Genomic DNA, 15,481 nt, shown 5'->3' on the forward strand with positions numbered 1-15,481 from the left:
CTGTCGGCCGCGAATAAGGAGCGAGCCTGCTTTCAGGACATCATACGAAGGATTGTCGGCAAAAAGTGTTTGCGAGGCTTCGGGAGCATGAGGAGCCGCCTTGATCTAAAGCAGAGCTCGACGGCTCCATGCAAAGGTTTTTAAAGGAAAAGTCCCTGATACATCGTCGTGAGGACGAGGATCGGCGCGAGAACGCCGAGGACCACTCGGATGGCGGATAGCATCCCGGAGGAGAGCGGCTTGGCAGACGTGAGCTCCTCCCGCATCGCGGGCCAGGCCTTCCAGGTCATGAGCGCGGCAACGGCGAGGCCGCCCACCGGCATCATGAAGTTCGTGCAGACAAAATCGAAGAAGTCGAAGAAATTCCGCCCGAGGAGCGTGAATTCGCTCAATTCTCCGAAGGAGAGCGCGCTCAGGGACCCGAGGAAGAAGAGCAGCACGAAGCTCACGATGGTTGCCGTGCTTCTTGAGAGCCGCCATTCGTTATGAAGAAATGCGACGACCACTTCAAGGAGCGACACCGAGGAGGTCAGCGCGGCAACGAGCAGGCAGACGTAGAAGATTGCGGCGAAGATGCTCCCGCCCGGAATGTGCGCGAAGATCATCGGGAGCGTAATGAAGACGAGTCCCGGGCCCGCATCCGGCGCGACGCCGAACGCGAATACGGCGGGCATCACCATGAGGCCGGCGAGAAGCGAGGCTTGAATCGAGAGAAGCGCAACCCAGAGCGAAGCCGCCGGAATGTCGGCGCGCTTCGGAAGATAGGTGCCGTACGTGATGAGAATGCCGGCGCCGAGGGAGAGCGAAAAGAAGGTGTATCCCATTGCGCTCAGGATCGCCCCGGGCGACAGGTCTTCCGGTCTGAAGCTCAGAAGGTACTTCACGCCTTCCATGGCGCCATCGAGCGTGAGTCCGCGGATGATGACGGCGAGCATCATCACGAAGAGCATCGGCATCAGCAGTTTGGAAACGCGCTCGATTCCCTTCTCAATGCCGCAGCCCACGGTGAGTGCCGTGAGGGAGAGAAAGGAAAACAGCCAGGCAATGTTGATCCAGCCGGTGGAGACGATTTCCCGGAAGTCGTTCCTCAGGGTCTGCGCATTTTCCGTAACGACGCCCACCGTCAGGGACTGGGCCAGGTAGGCGACGCACCAGCCGCCGACGACGCAGTAGTAGGCAAGAATCAGAAAAGAGGTGAGGACTGCAAAGGCGCCCAGGAACGCAAAGGGTCTTCCCCCGATGCGGCGCATGGCGCTGACGGCCGAGCCTCTGCCGCGCCGGCCGATCGCAATCTCCGCCATGAGGAGCACGAGGCCCGTCGTGAGCGTAAAGACGACGTAGGGAAGAATGAAGGCTCCTCCGCCGTTGGCGCCGGCCCAGAAAGGGAATTTCCAGATGGCGCCGAGGCCGATCGCAGAGCCGGCCGAGGCGAGAATGAAGCCGAGGCGCGAGCTCCATTGCACGGAAGCCGCAGCGTTCGCAGTGGACATGAATGAATGGGTTAGGAAACGATGTCCTTGGTAAAAAACTGAGGGAAAGAGCGCAAACGGCTCAGCCGACCGTCGATTGTAACGATGCGCTACGGGAAAATATCTATCTTTTCTGACGAAATGAGGATTCTATTCCGCAGATATTTGTTAAATCTGAAATTTGATTGGATTCGATTGAATCGAAAGGGATGCCTGGAGTTCCTCTGCGCCAACACCTCGAAAAGAACCGTTGCAGATCCTTGAGGCTCAAGAGTCTCGAATGCCTCATAGTTGAAGGAACCAAAGAGATGGGAAATTCTGCTTGGGGAGAAGCGTTAGCCTCGCGGTTCCGCTCCTTCCTCAGGATCCTCAAAAAACAGAAGGAGAGAAATATGTCGCCGAAATCCGCTGCCACCCGTACGATCCTTGCCGCCGCGCTTTGTTCAGGCGCTCTGGCGCTTGGTTTTTCAGACGCCGCATTCGCCATGCCGCGCGTGGCTGAAGCCGGCCTCGTCATGAATGTCGCGGGCGAAGCTTCGAAGACGCTTCCCAATGACGAAGCGTCCCTCACGTTCTCGATCGAAACCCAGACGAAGGATTCGGCCGCGGCCACGGAAGAAGTCGTGAAGGCGGGCAATGCCGCGATTGAAGCGCTCAAGGTCTTCGGCGACAAGGTCGACGTGAGGACGACGGACTTTTCCACCTGGCCCGTGATGACGAAGGCGAAGGAAGGCGAGGTCTCTCAGATCGGCGCCTGGAGCGCCAAGCAGTCGATTCGCGTGACGGTGCGCGACATTGCGCTCTCTTCCAAGGTCATGGAAGCGGCGGGGAAAACCATGAAGTTTGACGGCGTCGCCTTCTCCGTTTCGCGCCCGGTGCGTCAGGCGGCAACGGATGCGCTCCTTTCGGAAGCCATCAGGAATGCTTCTGACCGCGCCGTGATTGCGGCGAAGTCTCTCGGACTTGGGGAAAAGAATGTCCGCATCGAAGGCATCCAGGTATCGGGCGCTTCCGGTCCTTCTCCCCGCTACTATGCGCAGCCGCAGATGCTCATGGCTCGCGCAGCGATGAATGACGCTGCGCCGGTAGTAAGCTCTGGCACGGCGGACGTTGCGCTCACGGTGACGCTCACGGTTCGCATCATTCCCTAATGGAAGAAGGATAGTAAATGGTTCGCTTTGAAGCTGAAGGCGGCGTTGATCCGCTCCTGAGAGTAACGCTTGAAAAAGGCGACTCGGTTGCCACGGAATCGGGCGCCATGGTGGCGATGGATGCGTCGCTTTCGCTTCGAGGAAAGACCCGGGGCGGGTTCCTCAATTCCATTGCGAGAAAGTTTCTGAACGACGAAACGTTCTTCCAGCAGTGGATTGAAGCCGAGGACGCCCCGGGTACCGCGCTGCTCGCGCCGGCTTTCCCCGGCGACATCCGGATTCTTGAGGTCGGTCCCGCGTCCTGGATGCTCGCCGACGGGTGCTTCCTTGCTTCGACGGAAGGTGTCGACGTTACGGCGAAAATGCAGGGCATCGGTCGGGCGCTCCTTGCCGACTCCGGCGGCTTCTTCATCATGAAGGCCTCCGGCAAGGGACAGCTCGCCGTGTCGGGCTTCGGGTCCGTGCGCGAGATGGAGGTCCGTCCCGACAAGCCCGTGCTCATCGACAACGGTCACCTGGTCGCCTGGGACGCGTCGCTTGACTACGAAATCACGCTGCGCACGAACCGGTCGGGCATTTTCGGGCGCCTCGTCGAAAGCCAGCTCTCGGGCGAAGGCTTCGTGCTGAGGTTTTCGGGTTTCGGCAGGATTCTTGTGAGCTCCCGCAATCAGGGAAGCTTCCTCGACTGGGTCTTCTCGCAGCGGCCGAGAGACAAAGCGGAGAAGGAAAACGAATAGCCGGCAGGAAAACCGGGCGAGCAGGCAGATGATGAGCATGATTTCAGGATGCCGCCAGCATGTTTCTTGATGTCATGCGCGGCAGTGCTCAACCGTCCTGCGGGTACTGATCGAAGAGCGTCGGCTCTGATTCCCTGAGAGTTTTCTTCTCCTCAAAATGAATGTCCCCGGTCAGGCTTCAGCGCCTTTCCGGGGATATTGCACTTACCTATTGCGTCGTAAAGCCCCGTCTGTTCAGGCCGGAGAGGATGTCAATTCTTCATCGGGAAGAAGAAGCCGGCAGTCATGTCGAGATAGTGTTCACCCTGATACTTCGGGTAGGCCTTCTTCATCGCGGCGATGAACTCGTCCTTCGACTTAGCGTTTGCCGCAGTGTCCTTCAGCACCTTGAGGTAGGCGATCTTTTCGTCCATGGCCTTCACGCCCTCGGGCTTCCAGTGGCTCGTGAAAAGAAGCGTGACGCCTTCCTTCTAACTAATTAAGTAAAGTAATTTGATATCGAACTATAAAGCGAAAATGTTCGATGCGCAACTAACGTTTAGTCAAAAGTGATGGACGTTCTGCATGCAGTGCCCGGCGGCCGCTCCGCTTCCCTGTTGAATGATTGGAAGCGGAGCTGCTTTAATCAATCTAAGAGGCTGTCAGTGCCGGGCCGCCTATCTCTATTCTGGTTTCGGCCAGATTCTTGACTGCGGGCTGGTGAGAAACCATCAAAACGACAGTTTGAGGGAGCTCGGACTTCAGGATGGCGATCAGCTTCATGGCTGAAGCATCGTCAAGCTGGTTGGTCGATTCGTCGAGAAAGAGGAGTTTCGGTCGGTTGAGAAGTACGCGGGCGAATCCGAGGCGCTGCTGCTCTCCGCCGGAAAGTTCCTGCGCCCAGTCTTTTTTCTCTTCCAGATGTCCGGCCAAACGTTCAAGACCGACGGTTCTTAGAGCGTTCTCAACCGCTTCATCGGAATAGCCGCCTCTGCGGGGATAGGTGAGAATATTTTTCAGCGTGTCGAAAGGCAGATAGCTTTTCTGCGGCACGAAGAGCACATCTTGATGCGGGATGGTTAGCTTCCCTTCTGAAAACGGCCAGAGTCCCGCGAGTGCGCGCAGGAACGTGGACTTCCCGGCGCCGCTTCGTCCGTCAATCAGAATCCAGCGGTGGGTTTGCGGGTTGAGCTTCAAATCCCTCGCAAGACAACGGCCGGAAGGCGTGAAGAGCGACATTGAATCCACTGCCAGAACTCCTTCGGACACCGTAATGCGCGAAGGATTGTTCTGCACGGCATTGAGGCTCTCGTCGAAGCGGTGGAGACGGTCAACGACGGCCGCCCACTCCATGATCCGCTTGTAATAGTCGAGGAACCACCCGAATCCGTCCTGGACGCTTGAAAATGCGCTTCGCGCCTGCATCAGGTCGCCGAACGTCATGGCTTTGGTCAGAAAGAGCGGCAGGGCCGACATGATGGCAATGACGTTGTTGACGCGCATGTAGCTTGCTGTAAAGGCTTCGAGCTGAAATTCCCGTTTGATGAGGGAGAGCCAGTTGTCCTTGATTCGCGAAAACCGTTCAGAAAACCTTTCCATCTCAGTCTCTTCACCCCGCAGGGATGCTACTTGTTCTGCAGAATCCCTGACGCGCAGCAAGGTCGCGCGGAAGTCCGCCTCGCGATGCTGTCTTTCAATATTCAATGGCCTCAGCTTTCGTCCGATCAGGTGGGTGATGAGCGTACAGACGATCGACCAGACTAAGGCTACCCACACGAGATAGCCGTGCAATTCAATTCGGGTGCCGAAAACTTCAAGGTTCTGAACGCCTGAAAGCCCCCAGAGGATGGCGACGAAGGCGATCAGCTTGAACAAATTCATGATGAAGTACTTCACCAGAACGATCGTTTTCTCCGACAGCAAAGCACAGTCTTCCTGAATGCGCTGGTCGGGATTGTCCGGTTCGTTCACAAGCTTGATGCGGTATAGCGCGTGATTGGCAAGCCACCGTCCCTGCATCATTTCGGTGAGGTGCTCCCGCCAATCCAGGAAAAGGCGTTTCTGGACCCAGCTTCCGATAATGATGAGGACGACCGTTACGGCGATGTACCCCATCCATTCAAGGATGAGCTCCGGCATGACGGCACTCTCATACCGGGCGAGGGCATCGTAGAAGCGTTTGTTCCAGTGATTCAGGTAGACGCCCACTTCGATGATGCCCATGGCGCAGCCGATGACAACGGCAAGCATGACCCAGGCATACCATCTTTGTCGTGAGTACCAGTAGGGAGCGGCCAAGCTTAAAAAATGCCTGATCGTACGCATATGTTTCTTATGGTCTCGGGGGTGAATTAAGAAATAAGCCGCTCGCGTTCGCCCCGGGCGGGTTGCGAACGTGAGCGGCTTGAGGGCGCCCTATATTAGAAGCGGTAGTTGGCGCGCAGGAGGAAGTTGCGCGGATCGCCGTAATACCCGTTCATTCTGTATGTCCGGTTGTTGACTTCGCGCCAGTAAGTCTTGTCGAAGAGATTGTTGACGACGAAGTTCACATCCAGATGGTCGTTGAAACGGTACTGCACATTGGCGTTCCAGACTGCATAGCCGCCCTGGAGCATGTGGATGGCATCACTCTGTTGGCCAATATCGGACTGGCTTTGAATTTGCGCACCTGTACCAACGGTCCAGCGATGTGCTGCGCCGGGCAGACGGTAGCTGGTATAGAAGCGCAGCAAATGCCTCGGCGTCAGAGCACTGTAGGTCATCCCTTTCTTAAAGAGCGAGCTTTCATTATTTCGGAATTCGGATTTGTTGTAGGTGTAACCGGCGAAGAGATTCCAGCCGTTAGCGACCTCGCCCGAAACCTCAAGTTCCAGTCCCTGGCTGGTGACGGTACCGGTCGATAACACCCAATCTCGGTTGGCGTCCCAGATTGGACGGTTTTCCTGCTCAATGAAAAAGAGTGCGGCTGAGGTGTTCAGTCTGTTGTTGAAAAAGTCCGACTTGATGCCAAGTTCATAGTTCGTACCTTCAACCGGATCGACAACTTCCCCGGACGTATACTTTCCGCTCTGCGGCTTAAAGATTGCGGTATAGCTCAGGTAGATGCTGCTGTTTGGCGTAACGTCCCAGGTGAGGCCGAAGTACGGAATAAGCTTGCTCGTCGTTAGTTCCGATCCCCAGTAATCACGAGGATTCCAGTAATACAGACCATTGTCTTTATGATAGGTGTAATCGATTCCTTCGTTATCTGATTCCTGTTTGAAGTTAGCCCATCGCGCACCGGCAATCAGGTGCCAGTTGTTCGTAAAGTTGTAGCGCGTGCCCAGGCGAATGCCCATATCCCGGTATGTCGTCCGGTATATGTAGTCCACATTGAGTTGGTCATAGTCATTCCAGTCCGGTTCAATCAGTGAACTGCCGGAAAAGTCGTGCGCATTCACTTCGGAGCCAAAAGGCGAGCGCTTCCAGTGGCTGTCAGATTCTTCTTTGGAATAATCGAGCGTGCCGAAGAAATCGTGATCCTGGCCGAACAGGCGATAGACACCATTCAGCGTCACGGAAGCAGACAGCTGCTCCTGAGAATTGTCGTAAAACTGGAAGTTGTTTCCCTGCATCATCGGGTTGTCGATTGGTTGTGTCTTAATCCCGATAAGCTGGCCCATTTTTGTATCTCTGGCTACGCGCGTGTAGGAGATCTTGCTGGTGATGCGCCAGTCTTCATTGAAGTAATACTCAAGCTCGGCAAAAAGATTCCTTTTACGGGTGATGCGCTTCTGCCAATCAGCAATGAATGTTGTATCCCGATCAAAATCGAGGTCTTCGCCGTTGGGGCCGGCAGGAAGACCAAAGAAATCGGGCGTTGATTCGCTGTCCTGATAAAGCCCGCCGAAGGTGAGCTTCGTGTCGGGCGTGACATCGGCTTCGAGAATGCCGTACAGCAGATTCATGTCGTCGCCGACGGACTCCTTGAAGGAGTTGCTTCGGCTCACGACGCCAACCAGGCGTCCGCGCAGGGTCTGAGCTTCGTTCAGGCTTGATGAAATATCAGCCATGGAGCGGTAATGATCCCAACTGCCCGCTTCGGCAGATACACTGGCCTGAAATCCTGCGGTCGGTCTCTTCCTTACGGCATTGATGGTGCCGCCGGGTTCGCCGTTCGACTGCGTCAAGCCGGTCGGTCCGCGGACAACTTCAATATGGTCATAAATCGCCATGTCGCTCATGGCGGCAGATTCTCGGTGGGAGTTCCCTGTTGAGCCAGGAATCGTAGAGGTAATGCCGTCTTCCTGAATTTTGTCTACAAAGAAGCCGCGGGAGAGAAAGCGCACAGTACCGGCATCCTCAATCACGGTGATGCCAGTAGTGCGTCTCATGGTTTCGTCCAGAGTCGTGAGTCCCTGATCCTGGATCTGCTGCATCGTAATGTTGCTTACCGACTGCGGCGTTTCGCGTGGCGTGAGTTCCAGGCCGGTCGTCGTGCTCATGGCCGAAGACTTGTAGGTATTGCTGTTTTCCGTCGTTGTGCTGATGCTGGTGGCAGTGACGGTTACTGCGTCGAAGTCGACATCTTCAGCAGCGAGTGTGCTGTGAGAAGCCAGAATGGCGGAGGCAATCAGGGAGAGACGGAACGCTGAGTGTGAGCGGAGGGAAAAAGAGGGTTGGATGGTAGTCATGATAGTTTGTTATCAATTTTATTGAGAAGCTACATGAGAATCATTCCCGTTAACGGGAGCTTAATTGTACTAATTTTTACAAAAGTTGCATGTAGAAACCCTTACTTCTTTTCCTTAAGTCGAAGGATGAGTTCTTGTTTGAAAATGCATTGCAAAATATTTGGTTCAAGGTGGATGCAAGGAAAAGTGTTGATTAAATTTCATAAAACGAGCTTGAACCTGCTGAATGAATATAAGATTTAATCTATTTGCTTGATTTTTATGTTTATTTTTATGCGTATCGAAGACGCTCTCAAGATGTAGAGCATCTTCAAAGTAGTGCCTGTTGTTCTTTGTAGCTGCGAAAACAAGCGAAACTGAGAGAATGGAGTTGTGCCGAATACAGGCGCGAAGCACTTTTGAAGACGAGAGTTGAATCCTTGGATCTGGACTCGTAAAGCACTCTTAACGACAGCACGCACTTGCGGACATCTGACTGTACTTATGCAGAAAAGCCCGGCAGTCCGGAGTTTTCCGGTGAAGAATTTGAGGACTTCGATGCCGGCCCCGCTAAAATAACGAATCCCCTAAATTCTCCCGAGGTGAACGAACTTGAACGCCCGCGTCTATCCGCATCCAATCATTGCCCGAGAAGGCTGGCCCATCCTGGGCGGCGCCTTCATTCTCTTTCTCGTGAGCTGGTGGCTGGATCTCGGCATCATCACCTTCCTGATCTTCGTCTTCTTCCTGTTCGCACTGCAATTCTTCCGCGATCCCGCGCGCGAAGCGCCCGAAGACCCCCGCGCCGTCGTGAGCCCGGTGGACGGTCAGGTCTGCAAGGTTGAAAAAACCGAAAATCCTGAGACGGGCGAAGCGTGCGTGAAGGTTTCGATCTTCATGAACGTCTTCAACGTGCACAGCCAGAAAGCGCCGGTTGCCGGCGTGGTCGAAAAGGTCACCTACACGCCGGGTCTTTTCGTCAATGCCGATCTCGACAAGGCATCGACGGAAAACGAGCGCAATGCCGTGACGGTACGCATGGCTGACGGCCGCCGCATTACCTTTATTCAGGTTGCAGGCCTCGTTGCCCGCCGCATCATCTGCTACGCCACGGTCGGGGAGGAGCTTTCCCGCGGCGAGCGCTACGGCTTCATCCGCTTTGGTTCCCGCGTCGACGTGTATCTTCCGACGGATGCCGAGATCACGGTTGGCATCGGCGACAAGGTGACGGGCGTGATGTCGACCATCGCCCGCATCTAAAGCCGCAGCTCCCTTGCGTCTCCATCAATGCCAGGGAGCGCACGCAGCCAAAACAAAAAAGCCGCACCGGAAGAGTCCGGGATGCGGCTTTTTTGATGCCTCGGCGTTGAAATCACTTCTCAACGATGCGGTGGTTTTCAACGAGAAGTTCCGTGTGCGGAACGCCCGCATATTCCCGCACGGGGGCGTCGGATTTGCCGTCGGCCGTTTTTGCCTTTTCCCGGTTGTCGCGCACGAGCGTCTTCGTGGTCGAAAGAATGGAATTGCGCCGCATCGCGAGCCAGCCGTCTAGAAGGATTGAATCCTCGAGCATGACGGTGACGGTCCAGGCGAGCGTGCCGTCCTCAAGAGACTTCTCTTCAATCGTCTGCGTGGTATTGAAGGGCGTTTCAGAGAGGTTCTTAATGAGCGTCGGATCGTCCGTGAGAAGTTCAAGCTTCACGGTACGTCCCTGCGAATAATTGAAGGGGGCGTTGGCCGTATAGTCCTCTAGATCAAAATCCTCGGGGCGTTCGAATTCAATGCAGCTCACGGTCGCCGCCTCGATCCGGTGCATGGCGAGGTGCCGATAGTCGCTGAACTTCTCAAACTGGCAGACAAGGTACGTTCTGACATCCTGCTGCACGAGGCCGAGGGGCTTCACATTCGCTTCGAGCACCCGGTCGCGGGCGTTGCGGTAGCGAATGGAGACCATCCGGTCCTCGAGGAGCGCCTCCGTCACGGCATCGAAAACCGGGCGGGAAATCTGCGGGGGGAGGAAGGGAAGCGCCGGACTCACCACCTTTACTTTTCTCAGCCACGAGGATGCCCGGCTAGAAGCCTGTACTTCCGTGCTCTTTCGCGCATCGCGAAAGAGCGGCCGCAGTCCCGAGAGGACGCTCGAGGGGAGCAGATAGTGCAGATACTCATCGGCGAGCCGCAGAAGGAGCGTTTCCTGAGGACCGAGCACCGGAAAGTGAAGACCCCGTCCTGCTGTGTCCCACTGGAAGCCGTAAGGGCGCGAATCCATGTTCGCCTTGACGGGAAATAACTGCGGATTCTCGCGGATTGTCTTCATGTAGCGCTCGAGCGTGCGGCGCTGGAGCGGAATGCCGTCGGCAGCGAGCTGATTGCGGATCTGCGTCATCGTGATCCAGCGATGCTGCGGGATGAGCTCAAGGATGCGGATCATCACGAAGGCTTCATTGAGCGAGGATCTGGCGTTTACTTCTGCGGACATGTTTTATCGGGAATCTGGTTTCGGTGATTGTTTTTCCTTCGCGGAGGATAGCTCAGCGATTCGCCTTCCTGCTGAAATCTGAAAACGAAAAACTCCCGGCCTTCGTGCGTGAAGGACGGGAGTTTTGTAAATCATCTCAAGGATCGGCTTGCCTTAAATCACGCGGCATCCTTTTTGGCGGCTTCCTCTTTTTCAAGCTGAGCCTGCTGGGCGGCAAGATCGGCCTGAATCGGATTCGGACGGCCTCTCCACCAGCACCAGAACTCGTACACGTAGCCCGAGAGCGCGTAGATGCAGAAGAGCACGAAGATCGAGAGCGAAACGTTGCTCGAAATGACGATGAAGGCAAGAGAGGCGACGACGATCACCCAGAAGGGAATCGTGCGCACGACGGCATAGCTTTTGCCCGAGAAGAAGGGCGCATTGCTCACCATCGTGAGGCCGGCATAGAGCGTCACCACGAGCGCAATGGTGCTCTGGTGCGGAAGAAGCCAGTCTGGAAGCCGGTTTTCGACCGCGAGCCAGACGAATCCGCAGACGAGTGCCGCGGCGGCAGGCGATGGAAGCCCCTGGAAGTAATTCTTGCTTACGACGCCGACGTTGCAGTTGAAGCGAGCGAGTCTCAGGAGCGCGCAGAGGGCGTAGATGAAGGCCGTGGCCCAGCCGAGCTTGCCCAATTCAACGAGTGAAAATTCGTAGACGATGAGCGCAGGCGCAATGCCGAAGCTCACCGCATCGGCGAGGCTGTCCATCTGGACGCCGAATTCCGACTGCGTGTGCGTGAGGCGCGCGACGCGTCCGTCCATGCCGTCAAAGAGCATGGAGAAGAAAACCGCAATGGCGGCAACGGAGAAGTTGCCGTTCATCGCCTGAATGATGCCGTAGAAGGCTGCGAAGAGCGCAGCTGCAGTAAAGGCGTTCGGGAGCACATAAATGCTCTTCGACTTCACCGCCTGAAAGCGGCGCTGACCGATGGAAGCAAGACTCTCGCGGCGAGGCGTATTGGGTTCTGTCATAAATCTCTGCTGCCGGTCTGGAAAAAGATGCGGCAGGAAAAATAAGGAATGGCACCGTCCGGACGCATGCCGGGCGGTCGCGGTACGCCGCACATTTTAGCGGCTCGGCGCTTCAATCTCGCATTCTGACAACCATGCCATCTGGTATCAGAGCGTTACTCGGTTTCGCGCGGAAAAAGGCCTCCAGGCGGGCGGCAGGAAACCCGGTTGCGTAAAAGAAAGGCCTTAAGTCAACTCAATGGAATCTATGGCATTTTAATTATGGGTGAGGCCGCCCCGGGACTTTTCTTCTAAAATCTGCGCCGTCAGGAATTTATGCTTCCGAGGTGACTCATGTCCTTTCTTTTTGCTCCGCCCGCTCAGGCGGTGATCCCGGTTCAGGATGAACGCTATGAATTTTTCCCCGTCAACCGCGTTTACGGCGCCGCGCGAAACTACGCGGCTTCGGAAGCGGCCCGGGCGGAAAAAGCGGGTTCGATCCCGCCGCTCTTTTTGAAGGCTGCCGATACGGTGACGCCGGTGCGGGATGGAGAAACGTATGAATGGGTGATGCCGCCCCGTACCGCAAAAATGGTGCCGGAGCTTGAGCTGGTTGCATGCCTCCATAAAGGCGGGCGCAATCTTTCCGTAGAGGAAGCTGAGGAATGCATCTGGGGCTGGTGCGTGGGATTCGACTTTACGCGCCGTCTCTCGCCCGAAGACCTTCCCGCGGGAGGTCCCTGGGATCTCATGAAGACGCTCGACGGTGGGGCGCCTGTTTCTGCCGTGCGTCCCGCCTACCGCACGCCGCTTCCGGCGCCTTCTGAAATCTACCTCTACCAGAACAACAAGAAGGTGCAGTCGGCGAGCACAAGCTTCATGATCGCGTCGCCCGCGGAACTGATCGCCCTAATTTCCCGCTACTGGGAAGTGCGTCCGGGCGACCTCATCTTCACGGGCGCTCCCGTGAATGTGCCTGAAGCCCATGCGGGCGACGTCTTCGAAGGCGGCGTCAACGGCGTCGGGAAGCTTCGCGTGAAGATCGCCGCTCCTGAATAAGCCTTGAGGCTTCCGTCGCTCGCAGAGCGCAGGAACCCATGCGAAAGGGCCGGTCCTTTGAGACCGGCCCTTTCGCGCAATGGAAGCGAGAGGCGGTTATTCGCCGCTGGTTCCCTCGGATTCGATGACCTCGCGGTTGGCGGCGGCCTTTCCAGCTTCGAGGCCGGCAACCGCTTCCCGGGCCTGATCGGCCACCGCGGAATGGCTCTGCGCCTGGAAGACCCGCAGGGACCCGAGAACGCCGCCCATGAGGACGAGGAAGCCGATCGTCATCGAGAGGGTCGGCATTTCGCCGCGCCAGATGAGCGCATAGACGACGGCAAAGACGGATTCAAAAACGATGAGCTGTCCGCCGAGCGCGGCGGGAAGAAGCTGACTCATGCGGTTCCAGCAGACCATGGCCACCCACGAGCAGAGGAGACCGATCGTGAGGGCGACCCCGAGGAACTTCCATGGAGCAGCGCCCATGACGGTGACGCTCGTATCCATGAAGCCGGCAGGCCAGGCGAGAACGGCAAAGAGTCCGAGCGCGAGCGGAAGAACCGTCACGCCCTGGAGCGCCGTCCAGGCGCCGGTGCTGTGCTGCGGGTGCTTGAGGAGCCACTCGGCATTCATGATTGAGAACCAGGTCCAGGAGACGACGGCTGCGAGCCCGAAGCCGACGCCGATCCAGTATTCCTCGCCGCCCGTGGCGGACGCTTTGGCGGCATTTTCAAATTCCGTCAGATTGGCGACGATGAGGCCGAGGAAGATGACCGCAAGGGGCGGGAGAATTTTGCTCCAGGGCACGGCCGAATCGGAACCGGCGTAGCGGATGTTGGAGGCGATCGCGACGAGAACCGGGATCACGGCCATGAACATGCCCGCGAGCGGCGCGCCTGCCAGGCGGATGCAGATCGTGAGGAGGCAGTAGAAAAGGACGTTTCCGAAGAGCGGAAGCTTGAAGGCCTGCCAGATGTCGGCGCGCGAAAAGGCCCTGAGTTCCCGACGGAAGACGTAGAGGAAGGGGAGCGAAATCACGCCGAACGCAATGAAGCGCGAGAGCGCGACGAGCACGGGGTTGTATTCAGGAACAACGAGCGGGGCAATGTAAATGAGACCCCAGAGGGCCCCGGCGGCAATGCCGAGGAGGACGCCGATCAGCATGGGCAGTCTTTCCCTAGTTCGCGACCATTCGTCTTTCACCCGAATGGTCTGGATTTCTTGGTCGGCCGGAAGCTGCTTGAAAGAGGGAGTTTCGATAGATTCCGCCGAAGGTCAAGCTGACCCGGAGCTTCGCCTGAGAGAGGCTGGTCGTGAAGCGCTGGAGTCAGCCGCTTTTCAATCCGAGGAAAAGCGATCCGTTGGATCGGAAGCGCGTGCGGGCGGGGAGAGAAAAAAGGGAATTTCATTCTCCCCGGAAGCATCCTTAACTCCTCAGAAGACGCTCCGCAGTGTTCTGATCTTTCAGATATTTCAATCCTAACACTGCATTGATCTTAAGCAAAGCCCTCTAGGGGTTATCGATAGAATCGAAGAGGAACGCGAGATGTGAGGAGATTGAACACCGGATGAGACCAAAAATCGGCCCGTGCCATGCTTTTGTATACGTGTAAATGCGTATAAATACAAATTTTGAATGATGACAAGTAGCCTTGTCGATTCTTCAGGCAGAAGCGCGGTATTCCGGCGGGCCGGTGAAGGAGACAGTTACTGTTTCAGAGGCTGCGTCTGGGCTCCCGGCGCGTTTTCCCCAAATTCGCGCTCGAGCTCGTCGGCCAGAAGCGACACTGCGGCCGCATAGAAGTAGCTTCGGTTGTAGCGAAGAATGGCGGCGAAGGACGATGTTCCGATGTAGTAGTCGACGCCCTTTTCGTTCGACGCCTTGATCCACGGGAGATCAACGAGAAGCGCCGGCTCATCCTCGGCGAGCGGAAGCTTTTCAAGGGGCTTCACGCCGGCGCGAAGGAGCGCTCCGGCAGTGGTGTGCGTTTTGATGCCGCCCGAACCGGTTGCCTTGAAGATTTCGGGCGTGGCGGAAACGCGGTAGAGCGGACGTTCGCCCCGCGCCCAGCCGTGAACGAGAAGGAAGTTGGCAACCGAGGCGATGCCGTCGGCTTCGTTTCCGACAATATCAATATGGCCGTCTCCGTCGCCGTCCTTGCCGTAGGCCTTGAGCGACGAGGGCATGAACTGCCCGAGTCCCATGGCGCCCGCAAAGGAGCCCGACACGGCAACCGGCTCAATTTGCTGCCGCCAGCAGAATTCGAGGAAGTCCGAGAGTTCTGCGAGGTAGTACTTTGAGCGCCGCGTGTAGTCGAAGGACAGCGTCATCAGGGCGTCGAGCACGCGAAAGCGCCCCATGTTGCGTCCGAAAATCGATTCGACGCCGATGATTGCCGCAACCGCATAGCGCGAGACGCCGGTATCGGCTTCCACCCGATCGAAAATTTCCCGGTTGTCTTCAAGGAACTCGGCTCCGCGGCGGATGCGTTCGCTGTTGACCAGGTTTCTTTCGTAAAGGAGAAAGTTCTTTTCAGCCGTCGTTTTCTTGTTGGCGTTGGGTCTCGGCGTGGTGTACTTCTCTGAGAGCGGCGAATAGCGCGCGACGGCCACGCCCGCCTCGAGCCAGTCGAGCGGGATCCCGCGTTCCGAGGAAAGCTTTCTGATGAAGGCCTGTACGTCCGGGCGCTCGGCATAGTCCGAAGCTGCGGGGCTTCCGCTCACGGGACTGATGGCGCGAGGCTCCTCAATCTTCTGCGCTTCGGGTTGAGGCGCCTCAGTCTGAGGCGGCTCGACGGGCTTCTCTCTCTTCGCATCGGAGGCAGCTTCCGGTTTCTGAGCTGCCGGGGCCGGAGCCGCTTCCGCGAGCGCCGGCGTTTCAAGTCCCCGGGCATCCCGATCAGGCGCGGCGCAGGCGGAGAGCGCGCAAAGGGCGAGCGCGAGCGGAGCGAGGGAAAAGCGGATCGAATGTGCCATAT

The 15,481-nt window shown here is 57.0% G+C and carries 13 protein-coding genes; 5 read left to right on the plus strand and 8 right to left on the minus strand.

The window, feature by feature from the left end; translation table 11 throughout:
• Positions 1–140: 140 nt before the first annotated feature.
• Complete coding sequence (locus tag FG381_RS10530) at positions 141–1,490, minus strand: sodium-dependent transporter (RefSeq protein WP_139688750.1); 1,350 nt, start codon at positions 1,488–1,490, stop codon at positions 141–143.
• A gap of 371 nt (positions 1,491–1,861) precedes the next feature.
• Between FG381_RS10530 and FG381_RS10535 the strand changes: the two genes are divergently transcribed.
• Both FG381_RS10535 and FG381_RS10540 read left to right on the plus strand, forming a co-directional pair.
• Positions 1,862–2,620, plus strand: a complete 759-nt coding sequence (locus FG381_RS10535) for an SIMPL domain-containing protein (RefSeq protein ID WP_139688751.1) — start codon at positions 1,862–1,864, stop codon at positions 2,618–2,620.
• A gap of 17 nt (positions 2,621–2,637) precedes the next feature.
• Complete coding sequence (locus FG381_RS10540) at positions 2,638–3,357, plus strand: TIGR00266 family protein (protein WP_139688752.1); 720 nt, start codon at positions 2,638–2,640, stop codon at positions 3,355–3,357.
• Positions 3,358–3,608: 251 nt separating this feature from the next.
• On the opposite strand, the gene FG381_RS12580 is transcribed toward FG381_RS10540, so the two are convergent.
• The 3 genes from FG381_RS12580 to FG381_RS10550 all read right to left on the minus strand — a co-directional run bounded on the left by FG381_RS12580 (position 3,609) and on the right by FG381_RS10550 (position 8,009).
• Entirely contained in the window at positions 3,609–3,770 is a 162-nt protein-coding gene (locus FG381_RS12580) for a hypothetical protein (protein WP_165697867.1), read from the minus strand.
• 217 nt (positions 3,771–3,987) lie between these two features.
• Positions 3,988–5,661: an ABC transporter ATP-binding protein/permease gene (locus tag FG381_RS10545; RefSeq protein ID WP_139688753.1), complete on the minus strand. Its 1,674-nt coding sequence runs from the start codon at positions 5,659–5,661 to the stop codon at positions 3,988–3,990.
• A 95-nt stretch (positions 5,662–5,756) separates the two neighbouring features.
• Positions 5,757–8,009, minus strand: coding sequence for a TonB-dependent siderophore receptor (locus FG381_RS10550; protein ID WP_139688754.1), 2,253 nt, complete (start codon positions 8,007–8,009; stop codon positions 5,757–5,759).
• Between the two features lie 591 nt (positions 8,010–8,600).
• Here FG381_RS10550 and FG381_RS10555 point away from each other — a divergent pair.
• The gene (locus FG381_RS10555) at positions 8,601–9,248 is read left to right on the plus strand and encodes a phosphatidylserine decarboxylase (protein WP_139688755.1); all 648 of its coding nucleotides are present in this window, start codon (positions 8,601–8,603) and stop codon (positions 9,246–9,248) included.
• Positions 9,249–9,360: 112 nt separating this feature from the next.
• Here FG381_RS10555 and FG381_RS10560 read toward each other — a convergent pair whose 3' ends face one another.
• Positions 9,361–10,467, minus strand: coding sequence for a helix-turn-helix transcriptional regulator (locus tag FG381_RS10560; RefSeq protein ID WP_139688756.1), 1,107 nt, complete (start codon positions 10,465–10,467; stop codon positions 9,361–9,363).
• A gap of 158 nt (positions 10,468–10,625) precedes the next feature.
• On the minus strand, positions 10,626–11,483 hold the full coding sequence (gene pssA, locus FG381_RS10565; protein ID WP_139688757.1) for a CDP-diacylglycerol--serine O-phosphatidyltransferase: 858 nt from the start codon (positions 11,481–11,483) through the stop codon (positions 10,626–10,628).
• A gap of 333 nt (positions 11,484–11,816) precedes the next feature.
• Here pssA and FG381_RS10570 point away from each other — a divergent pair, with 333 nt between their 5' ends.
• Complete coding sequence (locus FG381_RS10570) at positions 11,817–12,521, plus strand: fumarylacetoacetate hydrolase family protein (protein ID WP_139688758.1); 705 nt, start codon at positions 11,817–11,819, stop codon at positions 12,519–12,521.
• 96 nt (positions 12,522–12,617) lie between these two features.
• Here the strand turns inward: FG381_RS10570 and FG381_RS10575 are convergent, their stop codons facing one another.
• Positions 12,618–13,667 (minus strand): DMT family transporter, encoded by a 1,050-nt coding sequence (locus FG381_RS10575; protein ID WP_139688759.1) that lies wholly within the window; start codon positions 13,665–13,667, stop codon positions 12,618–12,620.
• Between FG381_RS10575 and FG381_RS10580 the strand changes: the two genes are divergently transcribed.
• Positions 13,666–13,986 carry a hypothetical protein gene (locus FG381_RS10580; protein ID WP_139688760.1) on the plus strand — a complete coding sequence of 107 codons (321 nt, stop codon included), beginning with the start codon at positions 13,666–13,668 and terminating at the stop codon, positions 13,984–13,986. The two genes, FG381_RS10575 and FG381_RS10580, sit on opposite strands and share 2 nt — an antisense overlap.
• Positions 13,987–14,210: 224 nt before the next feature.
• Here the strand turns inward: FG381_RS10580 and FG381_RS10585 are convergent, their stop codons facing one another.
• Positions 14,211–15,479 carry a lytic murein transglycosylase gene (locus tag FG381_RS10585; RefSeq protein WP_139688761.1) on the minus strand — a complete coding sequence of 423 codons (1,269 nt, stop codon included), beginning with the start codon at positions 15,477–15,479 and terminating at the stop codon, positions 14,211–14,213.
• Positions 15,480–15,481 lie beyond the last annotated feature (2 nt).

The organism is Sutterella faecalis, from assembly GCF_006337085.1.
GTDB classification, from domain to species: domain Bacteria; phylum Pseudomonadota; class Gammaproteobacteria; order Burkholderiales; family Burkholderiaceae_F; genus Sutterella; species Sutterella faecalis.